This window comes from Pseudomonas lundensis (assembly GCF_015377145.2).
Taxonomy (GTDB): domain Bacteria; phylum Pseudomonadota; class Gammaproteobacteria; order Pseudomonadales; family Pseudomonadaceae; genus Aquipseudomonas; species Aquipseudomonas lundensis.
The window spans coordinates 2,176,761-2,195,390 of the sequence record NZ_CP062158.2; the positions used below are offsets into that span (position 1 = coordinate 2,176,761).

At 60.4% G+C, this 18,630-nt stretch carries 19 protein-coding genes; 16 read left to right on the forward strand and 3 right to left on the reverse strand.

What is annotated here, in order from left to right; genetic code table 11:
• The first annotated feature begins 262 nt into the window (after positions 1 to 262).
• From IF654_RS10320 to IF654_RS10380, 13 genes are all read left to right on the forward strand, one after another.
• Entirely contained in the window at positions 263 to 2,200 is a 1,938-nt protein-coding gene (locus IF654_RS10320; RefSeq protein WP_094988127.1) for a bifunctional 5-dehydro-2-deoxygluconokinase/5-dehydro-2-deoxyphosphogluconate aldolase, read from the forward strand.
• A gap of 49 nt (positions 2,201 to 2,249) precedes the next feature.
• A complete protein-coding gene (iolE, locus tag IF654_RS10325) occupies positions 2,250 to 3,143 on the forward strand; it encodes a myo-inosose-2 dehydratase (protein ID WP_047280320.1) in 894 nt (297 codons plus the stop codon).
• Positions 3,140 to 3,949 carry a 5-deoxy-glucuronate isomerase gene (iolB, locus tag IF654_RS10330; protein WP_047274843.1) on the forward strand — a complete coding sequence of 270 codons (810 nt, stop codon included), beginning with the start codon at positions 3,140 to 3,142 and terminating at the stop codon, positions 3,947 to 3,949. Before iolE ends, iolB begins: the two co-directional genes overlap by 4 nt.
• 20 nt (positions 3,950 to 3,969) lie before the next feature.
• The gene (locus IF654_RS10335; RefSeq protein WP_047280319.1) at positions 3,970 to 5,472 is read left to right on the forward strand and encodes a CoA-acylating methylmalonate-semialdehyde dehydrogenase; all 1,503 of its coding nucleotides are present in this window, start codon (positions 3,970 to 3,972) and stop codon (positions 5,470 to 5,472) included.
• 57 nt (positions 5,473 to 5,529) lie between these two features.
• The gene (gene iolD, locus IF654_RS10340) at positions 5,530 to 7,467 is read left to right on the forward strand and encodes a 3D-(3,5/4)-trihydroxycyclohexane-1,2-dione acylhydrolase (decyclizing) (RefSeq protein WP_194862501.1); all 1,938 of its coding nucleotides are present in this window, start codon (positions 5,530 to 5,532) and stop codon (positions 7,465 to 7,467) included.
• Positions 7,468 to 7,506: 39 nt separating this feature from the next.
• A complete protein-coding gene (gene iolG, locus IF654_RS10345) occupies positions 7,507 to 8,532 on the forward strand; it encodes a bifunctional inositol 2-dehydrogenase/D-chiro-inositol 1-dehydrogenase (protein ID WP_047282476.1) in 1,026 nt (341 codons plus the stop codon).
• A gap of 106 nt (positions 8,533 to 8,638) precedes the next feature.
• Entirely contained in the window at positions 8,639 to 9,679 is a 1,041-nt protein-coding gene (locus tag IF654_RS10350; protein ID WP_094988124.1) for a Gfo/Idh/MocA family protein, read from the forward strand.
• Between the two features lie 119 nt (positions 9,680 to 9,798).
• Positions 9,799 to 10,728: a sugar ABC transporter substrate-binding protein gene (locus IF654_RS10355; protein ID WP_047274836.1), complete on the forward strand. Its 930-nt coding sequence runs from the start codon at positions 9,799 to 9,801 to the stop codon at positions 10,726 to 10,728.
• A gap of 92 nt (positions 10,729 to 10,820) precedes the next feature.
• On the forward strand, positions 10,821 to 12,386 hold the full coding sequence (locus IF654_RS10360) for a sugar ABC transporter ATP-binding protein (protein ID WP_094988123.1): 1,566 nt from the start codon (positions 10,821 to 10,823) through the stop codon (positions 12,384 to 12,386).
• Positions 12,387 to 12,448: 62 nt separating this feature from the next.
• Entirely contained in the window at positions 12,449 to 13,471 is a 1,023-nt protein-coding gene (locus IF654_RS10365) for an ABC transporter permease (protein ID WP_047274971.1), read from the forward strand.
• A 368-nt stretch (positions 13,472 to 13,839) separates the two neighbouring features.
• Positions 13,840 to 14,244, forward strand: coding sequence for a TraR/DksA family transcriptional regulator (locus IF654_RS10370; RefSeq protein ID WP_047274833.1), 405 nt, complete (start codon positions 13,840 to 13,842; stop codon positions 14,242 to 14,244).
• 197 nt (positions 14,245 to 14,441) lie between these two features.
• Positions 14,442 to 15,788 (forward strand): phospholipase effector Tle1 domain-containing protein, encoded by a 1,347-nt coding sequence (locus tag IF654_RS10375; RefSeq protein WP_094988122.1) that lies wholly within the window; start codon positions 14,442 to 14,444, stop codon positions 15,786 to 15,788.
• 126 nt (positions 15,789 to 15,914) lie between these two features.
• Positions 15,915 to 16,124, forward strand: a complete 210-nt coding sequence (locus tag IF654_RS10380; RefSeq protein ID WP_047274830.1) for a hypothetical protein — start codon at positions 15,915 to 15,917, stop codon at positions 16,122 to 16,124.
• On the opposite strand, the gene IF654_RS10385 is transcribed toward IF654_RS10380, so the two are convergent.
• The 3 genes from IF654_RS10385 to IF654_RS10395 form a co-directional block, all read right to left on the reverse strand.
• Positions 16,115 to 16,357 (reverse strand): DUF2789 domain-containing protein, encoded by a 243-nt coding sequence (locus tag IF654_RS10385; RefSeq protein ID WP_094988121.1) that lies wholly within the window; start codon positions 16,355 to 16,357, stop codon positions 16,115 to 16,117. The two genes, IF654_RS10380 and IF654_RS10385, sit on opposite strands and share 10 nt — an antisense overlap.
• A gap of 98 nt (positions 16,358 to 16,455) precedes the next feature.
• On the reverse strand, positions 16,456 to 16,854 hold the full coding sequence (locus IF654_RS10390) for a hypothetical protein (protein WP_094988120.1): 399 nt from the start codon (positions 16,852 to 16,854) through the stop codon (positions 16,456 to 16,458).
• A gap of 72 nt (positions 16,855 to 16,926) precedes the next feature.
• Positions 16,927 to 17,157, reverse strand: a complete 231-nt coding sequence (locus IF654_RS10395) for a hypothetical protein (RefSeq protein ID WP_047274826.1) — start codon at positions 17,155 to 17,157, stop codon at positions 16,927 to 16,929.
• A gap of 204 nt (positions 17,158 to 17,361) precedes the next feature.
• On the opposite strand from IF654_RS10395, the gene IF654_RS10400 reads away from it, so the two are divergent.
• The 3 genes from IF654_RS10400 (at position 17,362) to IF654_RS10410 (ending at position 18,623) form a co-directional block, all read left to right on the forward strand.
• Positions 17,362 to 17,541: a hypothetical protein gene (locus IF654_RS10400; RefSeq protein WP_157774089.1), complete on the forward strand. Its 180-nt coding sequence runs from the start codon at positions 17,362 to 17,364 to the stop codon at positions 17,539 to 17,541.
• A 417-nt stretch (positions 17,542 to 17,958) separates the two neighbouring features.
• Positions 17,959 to 18,429 (forward strand): hypothetical protein, encoded by a 471-nt coding sequence (locus IF654_RS10405; RefSeq protein WP_047282509.1) that lies wholly within the window; start codon positions 17,959 to 17,961, stop codon positions 18,427 to 18,429.
• Positions 18,426 to 18,623 (forward strand): hypothetical protein, encoded by a 198-nt coding sequence (locus IF654_RS10410; protein WP_047274824.1) that lies wholly within the window; start codon positions 18,426 to 18,428, stop codon positions 18,621 to 18,623. The genes IF654_RS10405 and IF654_RS10410 overlap by 4 nt, the downstream gene beginning before the upstream one ends.
• Positions 18,624 to 18,630 lie beyond the last annotated feature (7 nt).

The following is an 18,630-nucleotide window of genomic DNA, read 5'->3' on the forward strand; positions in this document are numbered from 1 at the left end:
TCACGGAGCAGGTTTTTTAGCTGCGCAGTCTACAGGGTAGGTGCAAATAAAATCCTGACCAGCCGTTCAATCCGCTGCTGGCTGAAACGATGCACCCTGGAAAAACCTCCCGGCACGTCGAATATGGAACAAAAATTCTACATTAAAAAATAATGGAATAAATATTGTTTATTGCGCCGGGACGTTTTAGTCTTCATCCCACATTGAGTGCTCGGGCCCTGAGGGTGATGAGCACAGGCTGATAAAAATAACAGGAGCCACCATGGGACAGACTCGTTTTGCCACAGGCCGCGATTTGGATGTCATTTGCCTGGGCCGCATGGGTGTCGACCTTTACGCGCAGCAAGTCGGGGCGCGGCTGGAAGACGTCAGTAGCTTTGCCAAATACCTGGGTGGCTCCTCAGCCAATATTGCGTTCGGCACGGCGCGCCTCGGTGTGCGTTCGGCCATGCTCAGCCGGGTGGGTGACGATCACATGGGGCGCTTCCTGCTGGAGTCGCTGGCGCGTGAAGGCTGTGACGTCAGCGCCGTGAAGGTCGACCCGCAGCGTTTGACGGCGCTGGTGCTGCTGGGCCTCAAAGACCGCGAAACCTTTCCTCTGGTGTTCTACCGCGAAAACTGCGCCGACATGGCGCTGCGTGCCGAAGACATCGACCCGGCCTTTATTGCGTCGAGCAAGGCGCTGCTGATTACCGGGACGCACTTTTCCACCGAAGGCGTGTACCAGGCCAGTCTTCAGGCCCTGGATTACGCCGAGCAGCACAACGTCAGACGGGTGTTGGACATCGACTATCGTCCGGTGCTGTGGGGCCTGGCAGGCAAAGCGGACGGCGAGACGCGCTTTGTCGCTGACGAGACAGTCAGCGCCCACGTGCAATCGATCCTGCCGCGTTTTGACCTGATCGTCGGCACCGAAGAAGAATTTTTGATCGCGGGTGGCGGCACGGATTTACTGGCAGCACTGCGCACAGTGCGCTCGCTGACCGACGCCACCCTGGTGGTCAAACTGGGCCCGCTGGGCTGCACCGTGATCCATGGCGACATTCCGGCCCGCCTGCAAGACGGCGCCATTTACCCCGGTGTGCGTGTGCAAGTGCTTAACGTGCTGGGGGCGGGGGATGCCTTTATGTCGGGCTTTCTCACTGGCTGGCTCGAAGACGCCAGCGACGAGCGTTGCTGCCAGTTGGCCAACGCGTGCGGTGCGCTGGTGGTCTCACGGCATGCCTGCGCCCCGGCCATGCCCACCCGGGCAGAACTCGACTACCTGTTCAACAGCCCGGTGCCTGTTACCCGACCGGATCAGGACGTCGCGCTGCAACGCCTGCACCACGTCAGCGTGCCGCGCAAACAGTGGAAACAGCTGTTTGTGTTTGCTTTCGATCATCGCTGGCAACTGCTGGAAATCGCGCAGCAGCATGGCCGCGACCCGAGCCGTATTTGCACCTTGAAACAGCTGTTCATCCAGGCGGTCGAGCGCGTTGAAACCGATTTGCAGCGTCAGGGCATCGACGCCGATGTGGGCCTGCTGGCCGATCAGCGTTTCGGCCAGGACGCGCTGAATGCCGCCACCGGTCGCGGCTGGTGGATCGCCCGCCCGGTGGAAGTGCAGGGTTCGCGACCGCTGGCGTTTGAGCACGGTCGTTCGGTGGGCAGCAACCTGATTGTCTGGCCGCACGAACACATCATCAAATGCCTGGTGCAATTTCATCCCGACGATGAGCCGTTGCTGCGTCTGGAACAGGAAGCGCAAATCAAGGGGTTGTACCAGGCGTCGCTGGCCAGCGGCCATGAACTGCTGCTGGAAATCATCCCGCCCAAGGATCACCCCTCGACCCACCCGGATGTGCTCTATCGCGCCATCAAACGTTTGTACAACCTGGGCATTTACCCGGCGTGGTGGAAGATCGAAGCGCAACCGGCCGAGGTCTGGCAGCAACTGGATGCCTTGATCGAAGAACGTGACCCGTACTGCCGCGGTGTTGTCCTGCTGGGCTTGAACGCGCCTGCCAGTGCGCTGGCCGACGGTTTTCGCCAGGCGGCGCGCAGCACCACGTGCCGCGGTTTTGCGGTGGGGCGCACGATTTTCCAGGAACCGGCCCGTGCCTGGCTGGCCGGTGAAATCGACGACGCGACGCTGATCGAGCGGGTGCAAGGCACCTTTGTGCAATTGATCGACGCCTGGCTAACGGCCCGTCCCTGATTCGCCGGTCACACCGCGCAACCCATTCAAAACAATAATAGGTGCAGCCATGCCCGCTATCCGTATTGGCATCAATCCGATTTCATGGAGCAACGACGATTTGCCCTCGCTGGGTGGTGAGACGCCGCTCAGCACCGCGCTGAGTGAAGGCAAGCAGATCGGTTATGAAGGGTTTGAACTCAACGGCAAATTCCCCAAGGACGCCAAGGGCGTGGGCGATGTCCTGCGCCCTTACACGCTGGCGCTGGTCTCGGGCTGGTACTCCGGCCGCCTGGCGCACCGCTCGGCGGCCGAGGAGATCGACGCCATTGCCAGCCACGTGCAGCTGCTGGCGCAAAATGGCGCCACGGTGCTGGTGTATGGCGAGGTCGCTGACTCGATTCAGGGCCAGCGCATCCCTTTGATTGAACGCCCGCGTTTTCACAGTGAGCGCGCCTGGCAGCAATACGCCGAGAAGCTCGATGAACTGGCGCGCTTCACCCTGTCGCAGGGTATTCACCTGGCGTACCACCACCACATGGGCGCGTACGTTGAGTCGCCTTCGGACATCGACACCCTGATGCGCCTGACCGGGCCTGAAGTCGGCCTGCTGTTCGATGCCGGGCATTGCTACATGGGCGGCGGTGAACCGGTCCAGGTGCTGCGCAAACACATTGATCGCGTCTGCCACGTGCATTTCAAGGACGTGCGCAAGCCCGTGGTGCAACTGGCCCGCAACAATCTCTGGAGCTTTCCCGATTGCATCATCAACGGCACTTTCACCGTGCCGGGGGACGGCGACATTGATTTTGGCGAGTTGCTGGACGTCCTGCTGGCCGCCGACTACCACGGCTGGTTGGTGGTAGAAGCCGAACAAGACCCGGCCGTGGCGCCGAGTTTTGCCTACGCGCAAAAAGGCTATCAAACCTTGCGCGCGCTGCTCGATGAGAGGGCGCGGGCATGAATTTACTGATTAAGCGCCAGCACACGGGCCAGCCCCTTGTGCAATTGCCCACGGGCGCGCTGGAGTACGTGGGGTTCAGCGCCTATCGGCTGCAAGCGGGCGAGACCTTGCCGGTGCAGGCCGGGCAGCAAGAGCTGTGCCTGGTGTTGCTCAGCGGGCTGGCCAATGTTTCAGGCGAAGCGCCAGGGCACGGCGCTTTCAATTGGGAGGCTATCGGCGATCGTCAGTCGGTGTTCGAGGACAAATCGCCCTTTGCCGTGTATTTGCCGCCCGCCAGTCAGGCGCAGGTGCAGGCGCTGAACGACGTGCATATCGCCGTCTGCGCCGCCCCCGGTGCCAGCGAGGCCGGGCTCGGTCCGCGACTGATTGCCCCGCAGGGCATGAAACGCAGCGTACGCGGCAAGGGCGCCAACACCCGCTACGTGTGCGACATCCTGCCGGACACCGAACCTGCCCATTCGCTGCTGGTGGTGGAGGTGCGCACGCCGTCCGGGCATTCCTCCAGCTACCCGCCGCACAAGCACGACACCGACGACTTGCCGCACCAGAGCTTTCTCGAAGAAACCTATTACCACCAGGTCAACCCGCCGCAGGGCTTCGTGTTCCAGCGGGTCTACACCGACGATCGCAGCCTCGATCAGGCCATGGCGGTGGAAAACGGCGACCTGGTGGTGGTGCCCAAGGGCTATCACCCGGTCAGCGTGCCCTATGGCTACGAGTCGTATTACCTGAACGTGATGGCAGGGCCCAAGCGGGTCTGGCACTTCCACAACGACCCGCAGCACAGCTGGCTGATGGACCTTTAACTTTTCGGAGAACAAACCGCATGAGCACGACCCCGGTGATTGGCCACTACCTTGACGGCCACGTTCTGGACTCAGGTAGCGAACATTTCAGTGATGTCTTTAACCCGGCGACAGGCAGCGTGCAGGCCCGCGTCGCCCTCGCCAGCCAGCGCACCGTCGATGACGCTGTCGCCTCAGCCCTCAAGGCGTTCCCGGCGTGGTCGGAACAGTCGTCTCTGCGCCGCGCCCGGGTCATGTTCAAGTTCAAGCAATTGCTGGATGAGCACCACGACGAACTGGCGCACATCATTTGCCGCGAACACGGCAAAGTGTTCGCCGATGCCAAGGGTGAAGTCACGCGCGGGATCGAAATCGTCGAGTACGCCTGCGGGGCGCCAACGCTGCTGAAAACCGATTTCAGCGACAACATTGGCGGCGGCATCGACAACTGGAACCTGCGCCAGCCATTGGGGGTTTGTGCGGGCGTCACGCCGTTCAACTTCCCGGTGATGGTGCCGCTGTGGATGATTCCGCTGGCGTTGGTGACCGGCAACTGCTTCATCCTCAAACCCTCGGAGCGTGATCCGTCCGCCAGCCTGTTGATGGCGCGGCTGCTGACCGAAGCGGGCCTGCCCGACGGTGTTTTCAACGTGGTGCAAGGCGACAAGCGCGCAGTGGATGCGCTGTTGCAACACCCGGACGTTGAAGCCATCTCCTTTGTCGGCTCCACCCCCATTGCCGAGTACATCTACCAGCAGGGCACTGCGCGGGGCAAACGGGTACAGGCGCTGGGCGGGGCTAAAAATCACATGATCGTGATGCCGGACGCCGACCTCGATCAGGCGGCGGACGCCCTGATGGGCGCGGCATACGGCTCGGCCGGAGAGCGCTGCATGGCGATTTCAATTGCCGTGGCGGTGGGGGAGGTGGCCGATCAGTTGATTGAAAAACTGCTGCCGCGCATCGACCGCCTCAAAGTCGGCAACGGCGCGCAGCCCGATAGCGAAATGGGGCCGCTGGTGACGGCGGAGCACCGGGCCAAGGTGATCGGGTTTATCGATCAGGGCGTGGCCCAGGGCGCACAGCTGATCGTCGATGGTCGTGCGCTCAAGGTGCCGGGGGCCGAACAGGGCTTCTTTGTCGGCGCCACGCTGTTCGACCGGGTCACGCCCGAGATGAGCATTTACCGGCAGGAAATCTTTGGCCCGGTACTGGGGATTGTCCGCGTGCCGGATTTCGCCAGTGCGGTGGCGTTGATCAATGCGCATGAGTTTGGCAACGGCGTGTCCTGCTTTACCAGCGATGGCGGCGTGGCGCGGGCGTTTGCGCGCACGATCAAGGTCGGCATGGTGGGGATCAATGTGCCGATCCCGGTACCCATGGCCTGGCACTCCTTCGGTGGCTGGAAGCGCTCGCTGTTTGGCGATCACCATGCCTACGGCGAAGAAGGCATCCGCTTCTACAGCCGCTACAAAAGCGTGATGCAGCGCTGGCCGGACAGCATCGCCAAAGGCCCCGAATTCAGCATGCCAACCGCCAAATAATCATCGGTCACAGCCCTGCGGTTGCCGCAGCGGCTGTGCAAGTTCAAGGGTGCAGACATGACGACGACACGACTGACCATGGCCCAGGCGCTGGTGAAGTTTCTCGATAACCAATACGTCGAGGTGGACGGGGTCCAGAGCAAATTTGTGGCCGGGGTGTTCACGATTTTTGGCCACGGCAATGTGCTGGGGCTCGGGCAGGCGCTGGAACAGGACAGCGGCAGCTTGCTGGTGCATCAAGGTCGCAACGAACAGGGCATGGCCCACGCCGCCATCGGTTTTGCCAAGCAACACCGGCGGCGCAAGATCTACGCCTGCACCGCCTCGGTGGGCCCCGGCGCGGCCAACATGCTGACCGCTGCCGCGACGGCCACCGCCAACCGTATCCCGCTGTTACTGCTGCCGGGGGATGTGTACGCCAGTCGTCAGCCCGACCCGGTCTTGCAACAGATCGAGCAGTTCCATGACTTGAGCATCAGCACCAACGATGCCTTTAAAGCCGTGAGCAAATACTGGGACCGCATCAACCGCCCGGAACAATTGATGAGCGCCGCCATTCACGCGATGCGTGTGCTCACTGATCCTGCCGAAACCGGGGCCGTGACCCTGGCCCTGCCGCAGGATGTTCAGGCCGAGGCCTACGATTACCCGGATTACTTTCTGCAAAAACGTGTGCACCGCATTGACCGACGCCTGCCGACCGCAGCGATGCTGGCCGATGCGCAGGCGATCCTGCTGCGCAAGCGCACGCCGCTGATCATCTGCGGCGGGGGCGTCAAGTACGCGGGGGCCAGTGCCGCGTTGCAAGCGTTTGCCGAGCGCTTCGGGATACCGTTCGCAGAAACCCAGGCAGGCAAAAGCGCCATCGTGTCGGCGCACCCGCTGAACATGGGCGGCATCGGCGAAACCGGGTGCCTGGCCGCCAACCTGCTGGCGCCGCAGGCTGACCTGATTATCGGCATCGGCACCCGCTATACCGATTTCACCACGTCTTCCAAATCGTTGTTTCAGCACCCGGAGGTCGAATTTCTCAACCTCAACGTTAGCCCGTGCGATGCGCTCAAGCTCGATGGCGTGCAATTGATTGCCGATGCCCTCGCGGGGCTGGAAGGGCTGAGTGAGTGCCTGGCGGCCAGCGGCTACCACGCGCAATGGGGCGAGGCGCCGCATCAGGCCAAGGCGCAGTTGGAGGCCGAGGTGGACCGTGTGTTTGAGGCCAATTATCAACAACCGGATTTCACCCCCGAAATCAGCGACCACATGGACCCGGCGGTGCTGCGCGAGTTTATCGAGCTGACAGGGTCGTGCCTGACCCAAAGCCAGGTGCTGGGTGTACTCAATCACACCCTTGATGACACGGCCGTGATTGTCGCGGCCGCTGGTAGCCTGCCCGGCGATCTGCAACGGGCCTGGCGCAGCAAGGGCGAGAACACCTATCACGTGGAGTACGGCTATTCGTGCATGGGCTATGAAGTGAACGCAGCGTTGGGGGTCAAGCTGGCCGAACCGGCGCGCGAGGTCTACGCGTTGGTGGGCGATGGTTCCTACATGATGCTGCACTCCGAATTGGCCACCTCGATTCAGGAGCGCCAGAAAATCAACGTGGTGCTGCTCGACAATATGGCGTTCGGCTGCATTAACAACTTGCAGATGGGCAACGGCATGGACAGCTTCGGCACCGAGTTCCGCTTCCGCAACCCTGACACGGGCAAGCTGGACGGTGGCCTAGTGCCGGTGGACTTCGCCATGAGTGCAGCGGCTTATGGCTGCAAGACCTACCGGGTGACCACCGTTGCGCAACTCCACGCCGCGCTGGCCGATGCGCGTCGGCAGACCGTGTCCACCCTCATTGATATCAAAGTGCTCCCTAAAACCATGATCCACGGCTACCTGTCGTGGTGGCGCGTGGGCGTGGCGCAAGTGTCCACCAGCGCCCGCACGGCCGACGCCGCGAAACACCTCAACCGTCAGCTCGCCCGCGTGCGGCAGTACTGATTGCAACGCTCTCTTATTACATTGACCAGGAGTCTGCACATGTCGTTGAACACTCAAGCCTTGAAGTTGGGCGTGATCGGGACGGGCGCGATTGGCCGTGATCACATTCGTCGTTGCAGCCAGACCCTGCTTGGCAGTCAGGTGGTGGCGGTCACGGACATCAATCAGCAACAGGCGGCGCAGGTGGTTGCCGAGCTGGGCTTAAGTGCCGAGGTGTACCCGGACGCGCACGCGCTGATTCAGGCGGCTGATGTCGAGGCCGTGCTGGTGACGTCCTGGGGGCCGAGCCACGAAGAGTATGTGCTGGCGGCCATCCGCGCCGGCAAGCCGGTGTTTTGCGAAAAGCCGCTGGCGGTCACGGCTGCCGGTTGCCGCAACATCGTCGACGCGGAAATTGCCCATGGCCATCGGTTGGTGCAGGTCGGCTTCATGCGCCCGTACGACGCCGGTTATCAGGCGCTCAAGGCCGTCATCGACAGCGGGCAGATCGGCGAACCGCTGATGCTTCACTGCGCTCACCGTAACCCGCGGGTGGGTGAGCACTACACAACCGACATGGCCATCACCGACACCTTGATCCACGAACTGGACGTGCTGCGCTGGTTGCTCGACGACGATTATGTGTCGGTGCAAGTGGTCTTCCCGCGCAAAACCAGCAAAGCGCTGGCGCACCTGCGGGACCCGCAAGTGGTGCTGCTCGAAACCGCCAAGGGCACGCGCATCGATGTGGAAGTGTTTGTGAACTGCCAGTACGGCTACGACATTCAGTGCGAAGTGGTGGGCGAAACCGGTATCGCCAAACTGCCCGAGCCGTCGCAAGTGCAATTGCGCAGCGAGGCCAAACTGTCGAACGCGATTCTGATGGATTGGAAAGACCGCTTCATCGCCGCTTACGACGTGGAGCTGCAAGCCTTCATTGACGGCGTGCGCGCCGGGCAGGTGGGCGGTCCTTCGGCATGGGACGGCTTTGCCGCAGCGGTGGCAGCCGATGCCTGCATCCAGGCGCAACAGAGCGGGGTGATTGTCAACGTTGAACTGCCGCCACGTCCGGCCTTTTACGGCTGATCTCAACGCCGTGGTCGCCCTCGGGCAGCGTGAGGCTGCGAGCTGTTCAACAGACGCCACCTCACGCGCCTGGACCTCGACCACAGGCCTGTCTAGGAGTGTTCCCATGCGCATCGGACTGGTTGGATTTGGCCACGCAGGTCGTTTTTTTCATGCGCCGTTGATCACCAGCCTGCCGGGGGTGACGTTGGTCGGCGTGGTCACGCGTTCGGCTGAGCGTCGCCAGCACCTGGCCAGCGCGTACCCCGGCGTGTCGGCCTATGACAGCCTGGGGCAGTTGGCTGAGACCGGGGTTGACCTGTTGGTGATCGCCACGCCGCTGGGCGGTCGGCCTGAGCAGGTGATGCAAGCCATCGAGCTGGGGCTTGCCGTAGTGAGTGAAAAACCCTTCGCCGCTGACGCGCAGCAAGCGCAACACCTGGTGGCAGCGGCGCAGCATCACAACGTGTTGCTGAGTGTGTATCAGAATCGGCGCTGGGATTCGGACTTCCTGACCGTGCGCAAGCTGATCGAGGCCGGTGCGTTAGGAGCGGTCACGCGGTTTGAATCGTTCATTGAGCGGTTTTCGCCTGCGTCAGTGGGCAATGCCAGCGGCGGCGGTCTGCTGCGCGATCTGGGCAGTCATCAAGTGGATCAGGCGCTGCAACTGTTCGGCCCGGTGGTGTCGGTGTACGCCGAGCGGGCGTGCAGCCCCCAAGCCCCGCACCTGGACCACACCTTCTTCATGGCGTTGACTCACCGCAACGGCGTGCTGTCCCACCTGGGTGCCAGCGTGCTGCAAAACAGCCCGCGCCCGCGCTTTCGGGTCAGCGGCACCTCTGGTTGCTACAGCGTTGAGGGGCTGGACGGTCAGGAAGCGGCGCTGCTCGCAGGCCGCTCCCCCACAACGTGTGGCGAGGATTGGGGGGCCGAAGAGCATCGGCGCTGGGGCTGGTTTGAACAGGGTGAAGAACGCGAGCGGGTGCCGAGCGAGCATGGCGGCTGGGACCAGTTTTACCGGCAAATGATCGCGGCCGTTGAGGGGCGAGCGCCTGTGCCGGTGTTACCGCAGGCGGCTGTGCAGGCGCTTGAGGTACTGGATGCGGCGCGGCTGAGTGCGCAGCGGGGCGAGGTCGTGACGTTGGCCCAGGATGAAAATAGAAAATAGAACGCAATAAATTCTAAAATCGATTGATATGGAAATTATTTTCCAATAGAGTCGATTTCAGCACAGTGTCACCAAGTACCGCATCTATAAAACCAACAAGAATGTGGAGACTGCCCCAAATGAAACCCAGCTTACGAATCGCTTCCCTTGCGCTCTCGATCCTGTTCGCCAGCGGCGCGGCCCTGGCCGATGTCAACATTGGCGTGAGCATGTCCCAGTTCGATGACACCTACCTGACGTACCTGCGCGAGTCGATGAACGACAAAGCCAAGACCTACCCCGAAGGCGTCAAATTGCAGTTTGAAGACGCCCGCGCCGACGTAGTCAAGCAACTGAGCCAAGTCGAAAACTTTATCAGCCAAAAGGTCGACGCGATCATCGTCAACCCGGTGGATACCGCTTCCACCGACCGTATTACCAAAGCTGCGGTCGCCGCGGGCATCCCGTTGATCTACGTCAACCGCCGCCCGGACAACACCGATCTGCCGCAGGGCGTGGCCACAGTGGCCTCCGATGACCTGGAGGCCGGGCGCATGCAGATGCAGTACCTGGCCGACAAAATGGGCGGCAAGGGGAACATCGTGATCCTGCTCGGTGATCTGGCCAACAACTCCACCACCAACCGCACCAAGGGCGTGAAAGCAGTACTGGCCCAGTACCCCGGCATCAAGGTCGATCAGGAGCAAACCGGCATCTGGCTGCGGGACAAGGCCATGACCCTGACCAATGACTGGATCACCCAGGGCCGTGAGTTCGATGCCGTGGTGTCCAACAACGACGAAATGGCCATTGGCGCCGCGATGGCGCTCAAGCAGGCTGGCATCGCAAAAGGCAAGGTGTTGATTGCCGGTGTCGACGGTACTGAAGACGGTGTGCGGGCGGTCGAGAAGGGCGATTTAACCCTTTCGGTGTTCCAGGACGCCGCCGGGCAGGCCAACGGCTCGGTCGAGACGGCGCTGAAAATGATCAACAAAGCGCCTTACGAGCAGGCGGTCTGGGTGCCGTTCCAACTGATTACTCTGGACAACGTCAGCACGTATAAAAAGTAGTCGTTCACTCACCCCCACAACAACAATAAGCGGCGAGGCTCAACCTTGCCCGCAGTCCCGGCCCACACCGGGGCACCTGAGGAGTACTGGCTATGCTCGCGTCAGCGACTGTTTCAAGGACCCCGGCCGTGGCGACTGCCGCCCCGGCCACCTCGGCGGAGGCGCCCTACCTCTTGGAAGTGGTGAATGTCAGCAAGGGCTTCCCTGGAGTGATTGCCCTGGATGACGTGCAGTTGCGCGTGCGAGCGGGCACCGTGCTGGCGCTGATGGGGGAGAACGGCGCGGGCAAGTCCACGCTGATGAAAATCATCGCCGGTATCTACCAGCCCGACGCGGGGCAGTTGCGGTTGCGTGGCCAACCCGTCGCCTTTAATGGGCCGCTGGCGGCCTTGCAGGCCGGGATCGCGATGATTCATCAGGAACTCAACCTGATGCCGCACATGAGCATTGCCGAGAATATCTGGATTGGCCGCGAACAGCTCAACAGCCTGCGCATGATCGATCACCGCGAAATGTACCGCTGCACCGCGCAACTGCTGGAGCGCTTGCGCATCAATCTTGATCCGCAGGAGCTGGTCGGCCACCTGAGCATTGCCGAGCGCCAGATGGTGGAAATCGCCAAGGCGGTCTCCTATGACTCGGACATCCTGATCATGGACGAGCCGACCTCGGCCATTACCGACAAAGAAGTCGACCACCTGTTTTCGATCATTGCCGACCTCAAGGCGCAGGGCAAAGGCATCATTTACATCACCCACAAAATGAATGAAGTGTTTGCCATCGCGGATGAAGTGGCGGTGTTCCGTGACGGTGCGTACATCGGCCTGCAACGCGCCGACAGCATGGACAGCGACAGCCTGATTTCGATGATGGTGGGCCGTGAGCTGACGCAGTTGTTCCCGGTGCGGGAAAACCCGCTCGGGCAATTGCTGCTCTCGGTTCGTGACTTGCGCCTGGACGGCGTGTTTCACGGTGTGTCGTTCGACCTGCATGCCGGGGAAATCCTTGGCATTGCCGGTCTCATGGGTTCGGGCCGCACCAACATCGCTGAAACCCTGTTTGGCATCACCCCGTGTGATGGCGGCGAGGTTCAGCTTGACGGTCAGGCGGTGCACATCACCAGCCCCAATCTGGCGATTGAGAAGGGCTTCGCGCTGTTGACCGAAGACCGCAAGTTGACGGGGCTGTTTCCTTGCCTGTCGGTGCTGGAAAACATGGAAATGGCGATCCTGCCGCAGTACGCCGACAACGGTTTTATCCAGCAAAAAGCCTTGCGCGCATTGTGCGAGGACATGTGTAAAAAGCTGCGGGTCAAAACCCCGTCGCTGGAGCAATGCATCGACACCCTGTCGGGGGGGAACCAGCAAAAAGCCCTGCTGGCACGCTGGTTGATGACCAACCCGCGGCTGTTGATCCTCGATGAACCGACCCGCGGCATTGATGTGGGGGCCAAAGTCGAGATTTACCGGCTGATTTCATTCCTCGCCAGTGAGGGCATGGCGGTGATCATGATTTCTTCGGAGCTGCCTGAAGTGCTGGGCATGAGCGACCGGGTCATGGTCATGCATGAAGGCGAGCTGATGGGCACCCTCGATCGCGCCGACGCCACCCAGGAGCGGGTCATGCAACTGGCCTCGGGCATCACGGCGATTCATTAACCATTTCAGTGCGCCGGCGGCGACTGCGCCGGTAGCTCCGCAGAGTGAGAGGGCACATGTCCATGAACGCAATAACGGATAACAAACCCGCCATGGCACCCAGCAAATCCCGGCGTCGCTTTCCGACCGAACTGAGCATCTTTCTGGTGCTGATCGGCATCGGGCTGGTGTTCGAACTGTTCGGCTGGATCGTGCGTGACCAGAGCTTTTTGATGAACTCCCAGCGCCTGGTGCTGATGATTCTGCAAGTGTCGGTGATCGGTTTGCTGGCGATTGGCGTCACCCAGGTGATCATCACCACAGGGATCGACCTGTCTTCGGGGTCGGTGCTGGCCTTGTCGGCCATGGTGGCCGCGAGCCTGGCGCAAACCTCGGATTTCAGCCGGGCCGTGTTCCCGTCACTGACCGACTTGCCGGTCTGGATTCCGGTGGTCGCGGGGCTTGGGGTCGGGCTGCTGGCCGGTGCCATCAACGGCAGCATCATCGCCATCACGGGCATACCGCCCTTTATCGCAACGCTGGGCATGATGGTGTCCGCCCGTGGGCTGGCGCGTTATTACACCGAAGGCCAACCGGTCAGCATGCTGTCTGATTCCTACACGGCCATCGGCCATGGCGCCATGCCGGTGATCATCTTTCTGGTGGTGGCGCTGATCTTCCACATTGCCCTGCGTTACACCAAATACGGCAAATACACCTATGCCATCGGTGGCAACATGCAGGCGGCGCGGACCTCGGGGATCAACGTCAAGCGTCACTTGATTATCGTCTACAGCATTGCCGGGTTGCTGGCAGGCCTGGCCGGGGTCGTGGCATCGGCACGGGCGGCCACGGGGCAGGCGGGCATGGGCATGTCTTACGAGCTGGACGCCATTGCCGCGGCGGTGATTGGCGGCACCAGCCTGGCCGGGGGCGTGGGGCGGATTACCGGCACGGTGATTGGCGCGCTGATCCTGGGCGTCATGGCCAGCGGCTTCACCTTTGTGGGGGTCGATGCTTACATTCAGGACATCATCAAGGGCCTGATCATCGTGGTGGCGGTGGTGATCGACCAGTACCGCAACAAGCGCAAACTTAAACGCTGACCGCGCGGTGTAGCTTTTTCCGATCACATCGGCCTAAAAAAACCTGAGCATCGGTGGCGATAACGCCCCTGATGCTCAGGTTTTTCGTGCATTAAAAGGGGGCGATTTCAGTGTTTGCATGGAATTTCCTGCCATCCGCGTACTCCATTAGGCCCTGCGGGACAGGTTTTTCGTCTTTTTCCAGGTTTTGCTGGACAAATAGCTGTCATTTCAGTTGCTGAGTCGATAACTCGGCCGTAGACTGCCGCCCCTCGTAAATTGAGTGCCGGGTGGCGCTTGAAATAGATAGCACCTAACTGGTTGGGATGAAGATCGGTCAGGACGCTCCCTAATTCGCCTTAATGCACGTATTTTTTATAGAGAAATCAATGACAAAGGATAAGTTGCTGGCCATGCCGGCGGATGACTACATGAATGCCGAGCAACATGCTTTTTTCACTGAGCTGTTGCAAAACATGAAGGTCGAAACCCACGAGCGGATTGAGCAGAATCGCATCGCGATCGAGAGCCTGGACACCCCGGCCGACCCTGCAGACGCCGCTTCGGTTGAAGAAGAGCGTACCTGGCTGGTCAACGCGATTGACCGTGACCAGCGCATGCTGCCTCAGCTGGAACAAGCGCTGGAGCGCATCAAGGACGACAGCTTTGGCTGGTGTGACGACAGCGGTGACGCCATTGGCCTCAAGCGCCTGTTGATCAGCCCGACCACCAAATACTGCATCGAAGCTCAAGAGCGTCACGAGCAAATCGACAAGCATCAGCGTCAGGCCTGATCCTGACGTTGCCGGGCCGCGCAAAGCGGCCCCGGTAGCGCTCTTGGCCAAGCCGCCGTTCTGGCTGGCATTCGGCATCTTCTTGTGACACCTGCGTACACACCCGGCCAACATTGAGCTGGCTGGCGACTTTTTGCACCCTTATATTGGCTCGCGCACTGTGCGTGAGGACGACTTATAAGAGGGGCAAAGGCGTGATGAGCAATTCCAGCAACACAGGAGGCGTGTTGCGGGTCGGTGTCTTTTTTGATGGAACGGCCAATAACCAGTACAACAGCGAATCGGGGCAAGCGCGTCTGGCGCAAGGCTTGACGATAGACGCCGCCAGCAGCTACGGCAGTGTGCCCACCAATATCGCCCTTCTTCATCAGCACTACCCCGTGCAGCCCGCCTTTGAGGCGGATGGGCACAGGGTCACGTCGCTCTATATCAGCGGAATCGGAACCACGACCGGTCAGGCCGATACGCGCTTTCCGGCGCAGACGTACGGCCGCGGCAGTACCGGGGTGGTGGGCAAGGCGCAAGAGGCCCACGCGCGATTGTTGCACTGCCTGCTGGAGGCCGTGAAGGCTTTACCGTCCCGTGCTTTGCAGCGCCTGGAGCTGGATATTTTCGGTTTCAGTCGCGGTGCGGCGGCTGCGCGGCATTTTGCCAATGAGGTGCAGGCCACCCGGTTCGACACCCGGTTGGCGCTGGCGCCGGGGTTTAACTGCGAAATCAATTTTATCGGGCTGTTTGACACGGTCGCGGCGATGGGCGGCCTGGTGGATTTGGGCGATATCAGCGATGACGTGAATCCGGGTCTTAATCTTTATCTGGGCCCGGACAGTGCGCGTCAGGTGGTGCAAATGAGCGCGCGGGATGAGCTGCGGCGCAACTTTGCCCTCACTCGAATTGCGCCGCAGTGGCCGATGGACGTCGCCGTTCCGGGCGCGCATGCGGATGTGGGCGGCGGCTATGCGCCGTACATGCTGGAGCAAGTGTTTCTCACCCGCTGGGAGACAAACCTGGTGAGCCCGGGGACTGCGCCCAGGCTGACCCGCGCGTGGAAGACCACGGCGGCACAGTTGCCGTTTTGGCAGGCCAAAGACTTGCTGGACGAGCGTGACCCGGCGGCTTTGCTGGAAATCCGCACGGCATCGCATCAGCAAGGCACGCGCCGAGATCCGCTGCAGCGCGTGCAGGCAGCCATTTACATGCAGCGGCGTGTGGATGGGCATTTGTCACGGGTGTATTTACGGGTCATGCACGCTCTGGCCATGGAGCACGGTGTGCCTTTTATCCCGCTTTCAGACAGACCCGAGATCCGTTTGCCGGAAGAGTTGCTGCCCATTGCGGACAAAATTCAGGAGCAATGGTCCAGCGGGCGTATTGCGCTGACAAGCGAGGAAGAACGGCTACTGCGACAGCGTTACATTCATCAGTCCGCGAACTGGAATGCCGCGATTGGCGAGGGGCTTGGTGCGCTGGATAACGCGTTTTTCAACCTCCCGCAGGAGGGCGGTCGGCTGGTTTACGATCAACGCCTCCCGTCCTTGGCCTGACAACACGCCGGTATTGTTACCGTTCATGCAATTGAGCTATGCGTGGCATAGCTTTTTCCTGCGTCCTTTTGTCACTAAGATGGCCCACATCGTTAGGAGACTAACTAACTAGGTGGAGTGGCCATCATGCGTAATCAAGTTGATATCGCCGTAATGATTGGAAGCGGTGTTCCCAAGGGCATGCGCGAAGCGGGACAAAAGGCCTGCTGGGTGGTGCTGGTCAATGGAGAACAACGCGGGACTGCGTTTTCAACGCGCGCAGAAGCGCAAGAGTGCCAAAGCGCCTGGTTGGCGCAGTTGAGCGCCAACCCCGTGGCAATGCGCCTTCAGGCGTGAGGCGATTCGTGCAGGCGGACATTCAGTTCGTCTACCACGAGTGCCCAAGGGCCGTCTTCAAGCAGCTTTTCTTTCAGAAAACTCGCTTGCGCCGGGGACCAGAAAGGGGCCTCAACCAGCTTCACGTCTTCAGCCAGAAAATGGCCTGCAATGAATTGCTCGATGGCGGCTTCATCTGAATCCAGGCCAAGTTGGTTGAAGAGGTTTTCCAGCGTGACAGGTGTCTCGTCCATGTTCATCTCCAGAAGCGTCTAAGTGAGTACAGGGTATCTGAGGTCGTAGAACCCTCAGAGTTCGACTCAATGTGCGTGTAGCACTGTAGACCATGGTGTCAGATGGAGAGGTTAACGCTGCTAATCAAGGCTTTTTCGGCCTCGAAAAGTGAACTGAGGGCGACAGAGACCGCACTGTTGAGCGAGACCACCTGGCTTTTCGCCTTCATGATGGCGGCCGTGCGAGCTTCATCATTGCGATAGCGCCCGGCTGTGACGGCGGCCATCCGCGCATTGGCCTGGCGCAGGTGCTGCTGAAGCTGTTCAAGGCGTTTTTTCAGCAGTTTGATGCGTTTTTGCAGGGCTTCTACCGGCGTGTCGCCAGCGGCTTGCGCGGCATCGGTGTCTGCCCGCAACACGTGCTCAAACCGCCCGGGTTTCTCGGCAGGTGTCACGGCGTCGTTCAGGGGCGCTGCCCGCGGGGCCGCAAGGTGAGTGGCGATAGTGACGTTAATCATCAGTGATGCCCTTGACAGAGACTCACCCGGCTATCGGCCTGGCGCCGCGTTTCTTGAGCGAAAGGCCAGGATTCAGGCGTTCAGGGCACCCGCATCCACGGCTTCTTTCAGGGCTTTGGCGGCTTCTTTGCCAGCGACTTCAGCCACATCGGCCGTTTTGAACCAGCGGTCTTTCTCGACCTGATGATAGGTGATGGTTTTGAGAGGGGGTTTGGCACGCATCACAATCACCGCCTGAAACTCGCCATCGACTTCTCTGGCTTCACCGCGGATAAAAAATTCGCCAATATCAAATTCCGTCACGTGTCACTTTCCCTTGGAGGTAATGGAGCCGGTCAACCCGGCGGCATGGGCCGGGTCGATTGTTGCGCGAGTATGGCAGTTGTTGGCGGGCAGTGGCGCAGTTAAGTCATCCAACTGACGAAAGCGCTGCTGTCACAGAGGGGCGGGCGGGTTGAAATCGGGCTGTATTTTCTCTAACTGGCTTGCCAGCGCACAGGCTTCGTAATGCGAGCACCGAAAGCCCCTGATCTGGCCTGTATGGGCTTCTCGCACATGAAAAAAGCCGTGGCTGATCGGTATCACTTGATAGTGGCGGGATTGTGTATACCCAAAGTCGGTGTTGAGCCGGTAGAATGGCGCCCCGTCAACGGGATCAGCCACGTGCTGGAGCGCATTGGCGGATGACGGATGAAAATCTGATCTGTCCATGGAACGACTTCCTTTGATTGAATGGTTTTAGCAAAAAGTTGTTCGGATCGAGGCTGGGCACGTACGCAAACCTCAGCCGTTGGCGTTTGTCTATTTGTAAGGTTTTTTTTTAAAACGCTGCGTCAGACATTACGTCTTTAAAAGCAGGTTTCCCCCCTAAGTGCACTAGTCCGTTTCACCGTTCGAGTGCGTACCGACGTTGCATAAGCGCCGATACCGCTGGGTCGGGGTGTCAGGGCGGGAATCCATCACGTTGATTGCTTGCAGTCACTTCTGAGCCACGGCTTTAGAAGGTTTTGTCGAACGCAGATTTCACAACCGGCAAGTCAAGGCTTGCTATGGGCTGCCCGTCTTTTTTTTGGCAGTCTTACTTCATTTTTCGAGGGTTTTTCGTTGGCAGTCAGCAATCTGGAGATGCATGCGTTATTTGTGTTGGGTGACCTGCGAGCGCGGCTGGTCAAACTGTTTCAATCCCGTTTTGTGTATGTCACCGAGCAGACGGCTGAAGACACCTACATGGCCGAAATCGATACCGACGCGGCATTGGTGGTCGATGACAAGCCTGGCTTGAAGTTAAAGGTGGGGGATCATTTCAGTGCAGCGGTACTTGCCAGCCGTGAAGGCGGGAAGTTCGAACTCAAGTTCCGCGAGATCAAAATGACGATTTATGGCATTGGCGACTATGCCTATGTCACCACGGCGCAAGGCGAAGGGATTGTGTTCAAGGAAGGTCAGCGGGTGATGCTGGTGTTCGCCGCCCATGAACAACTGGCCACCGGCCTGAGCAAAACCCTGAAGGCGGTCACTGCCAAAGCGGCCAAGTGGCGCAAAGGTGAATTGACCTTCAAGGCCAGTAAAGAGTGACAGGCTCACGCGGCGAGTTTCATCGCCAGCATCAGGAACAGGCGACCGCCAAGGCGGTCGAGCTGTTGGCCTGCCAGCCCCAGATGGGCAAGGGGTGGCTTACGTGGGTCGCCGGGCAGTTGTACACGTTGCGCCCGGCAGCCTACGCAAGCATGGTGCGTCGTGAGCTGGCCCGGTTGCAGGACGCGGCCTGACGATCAG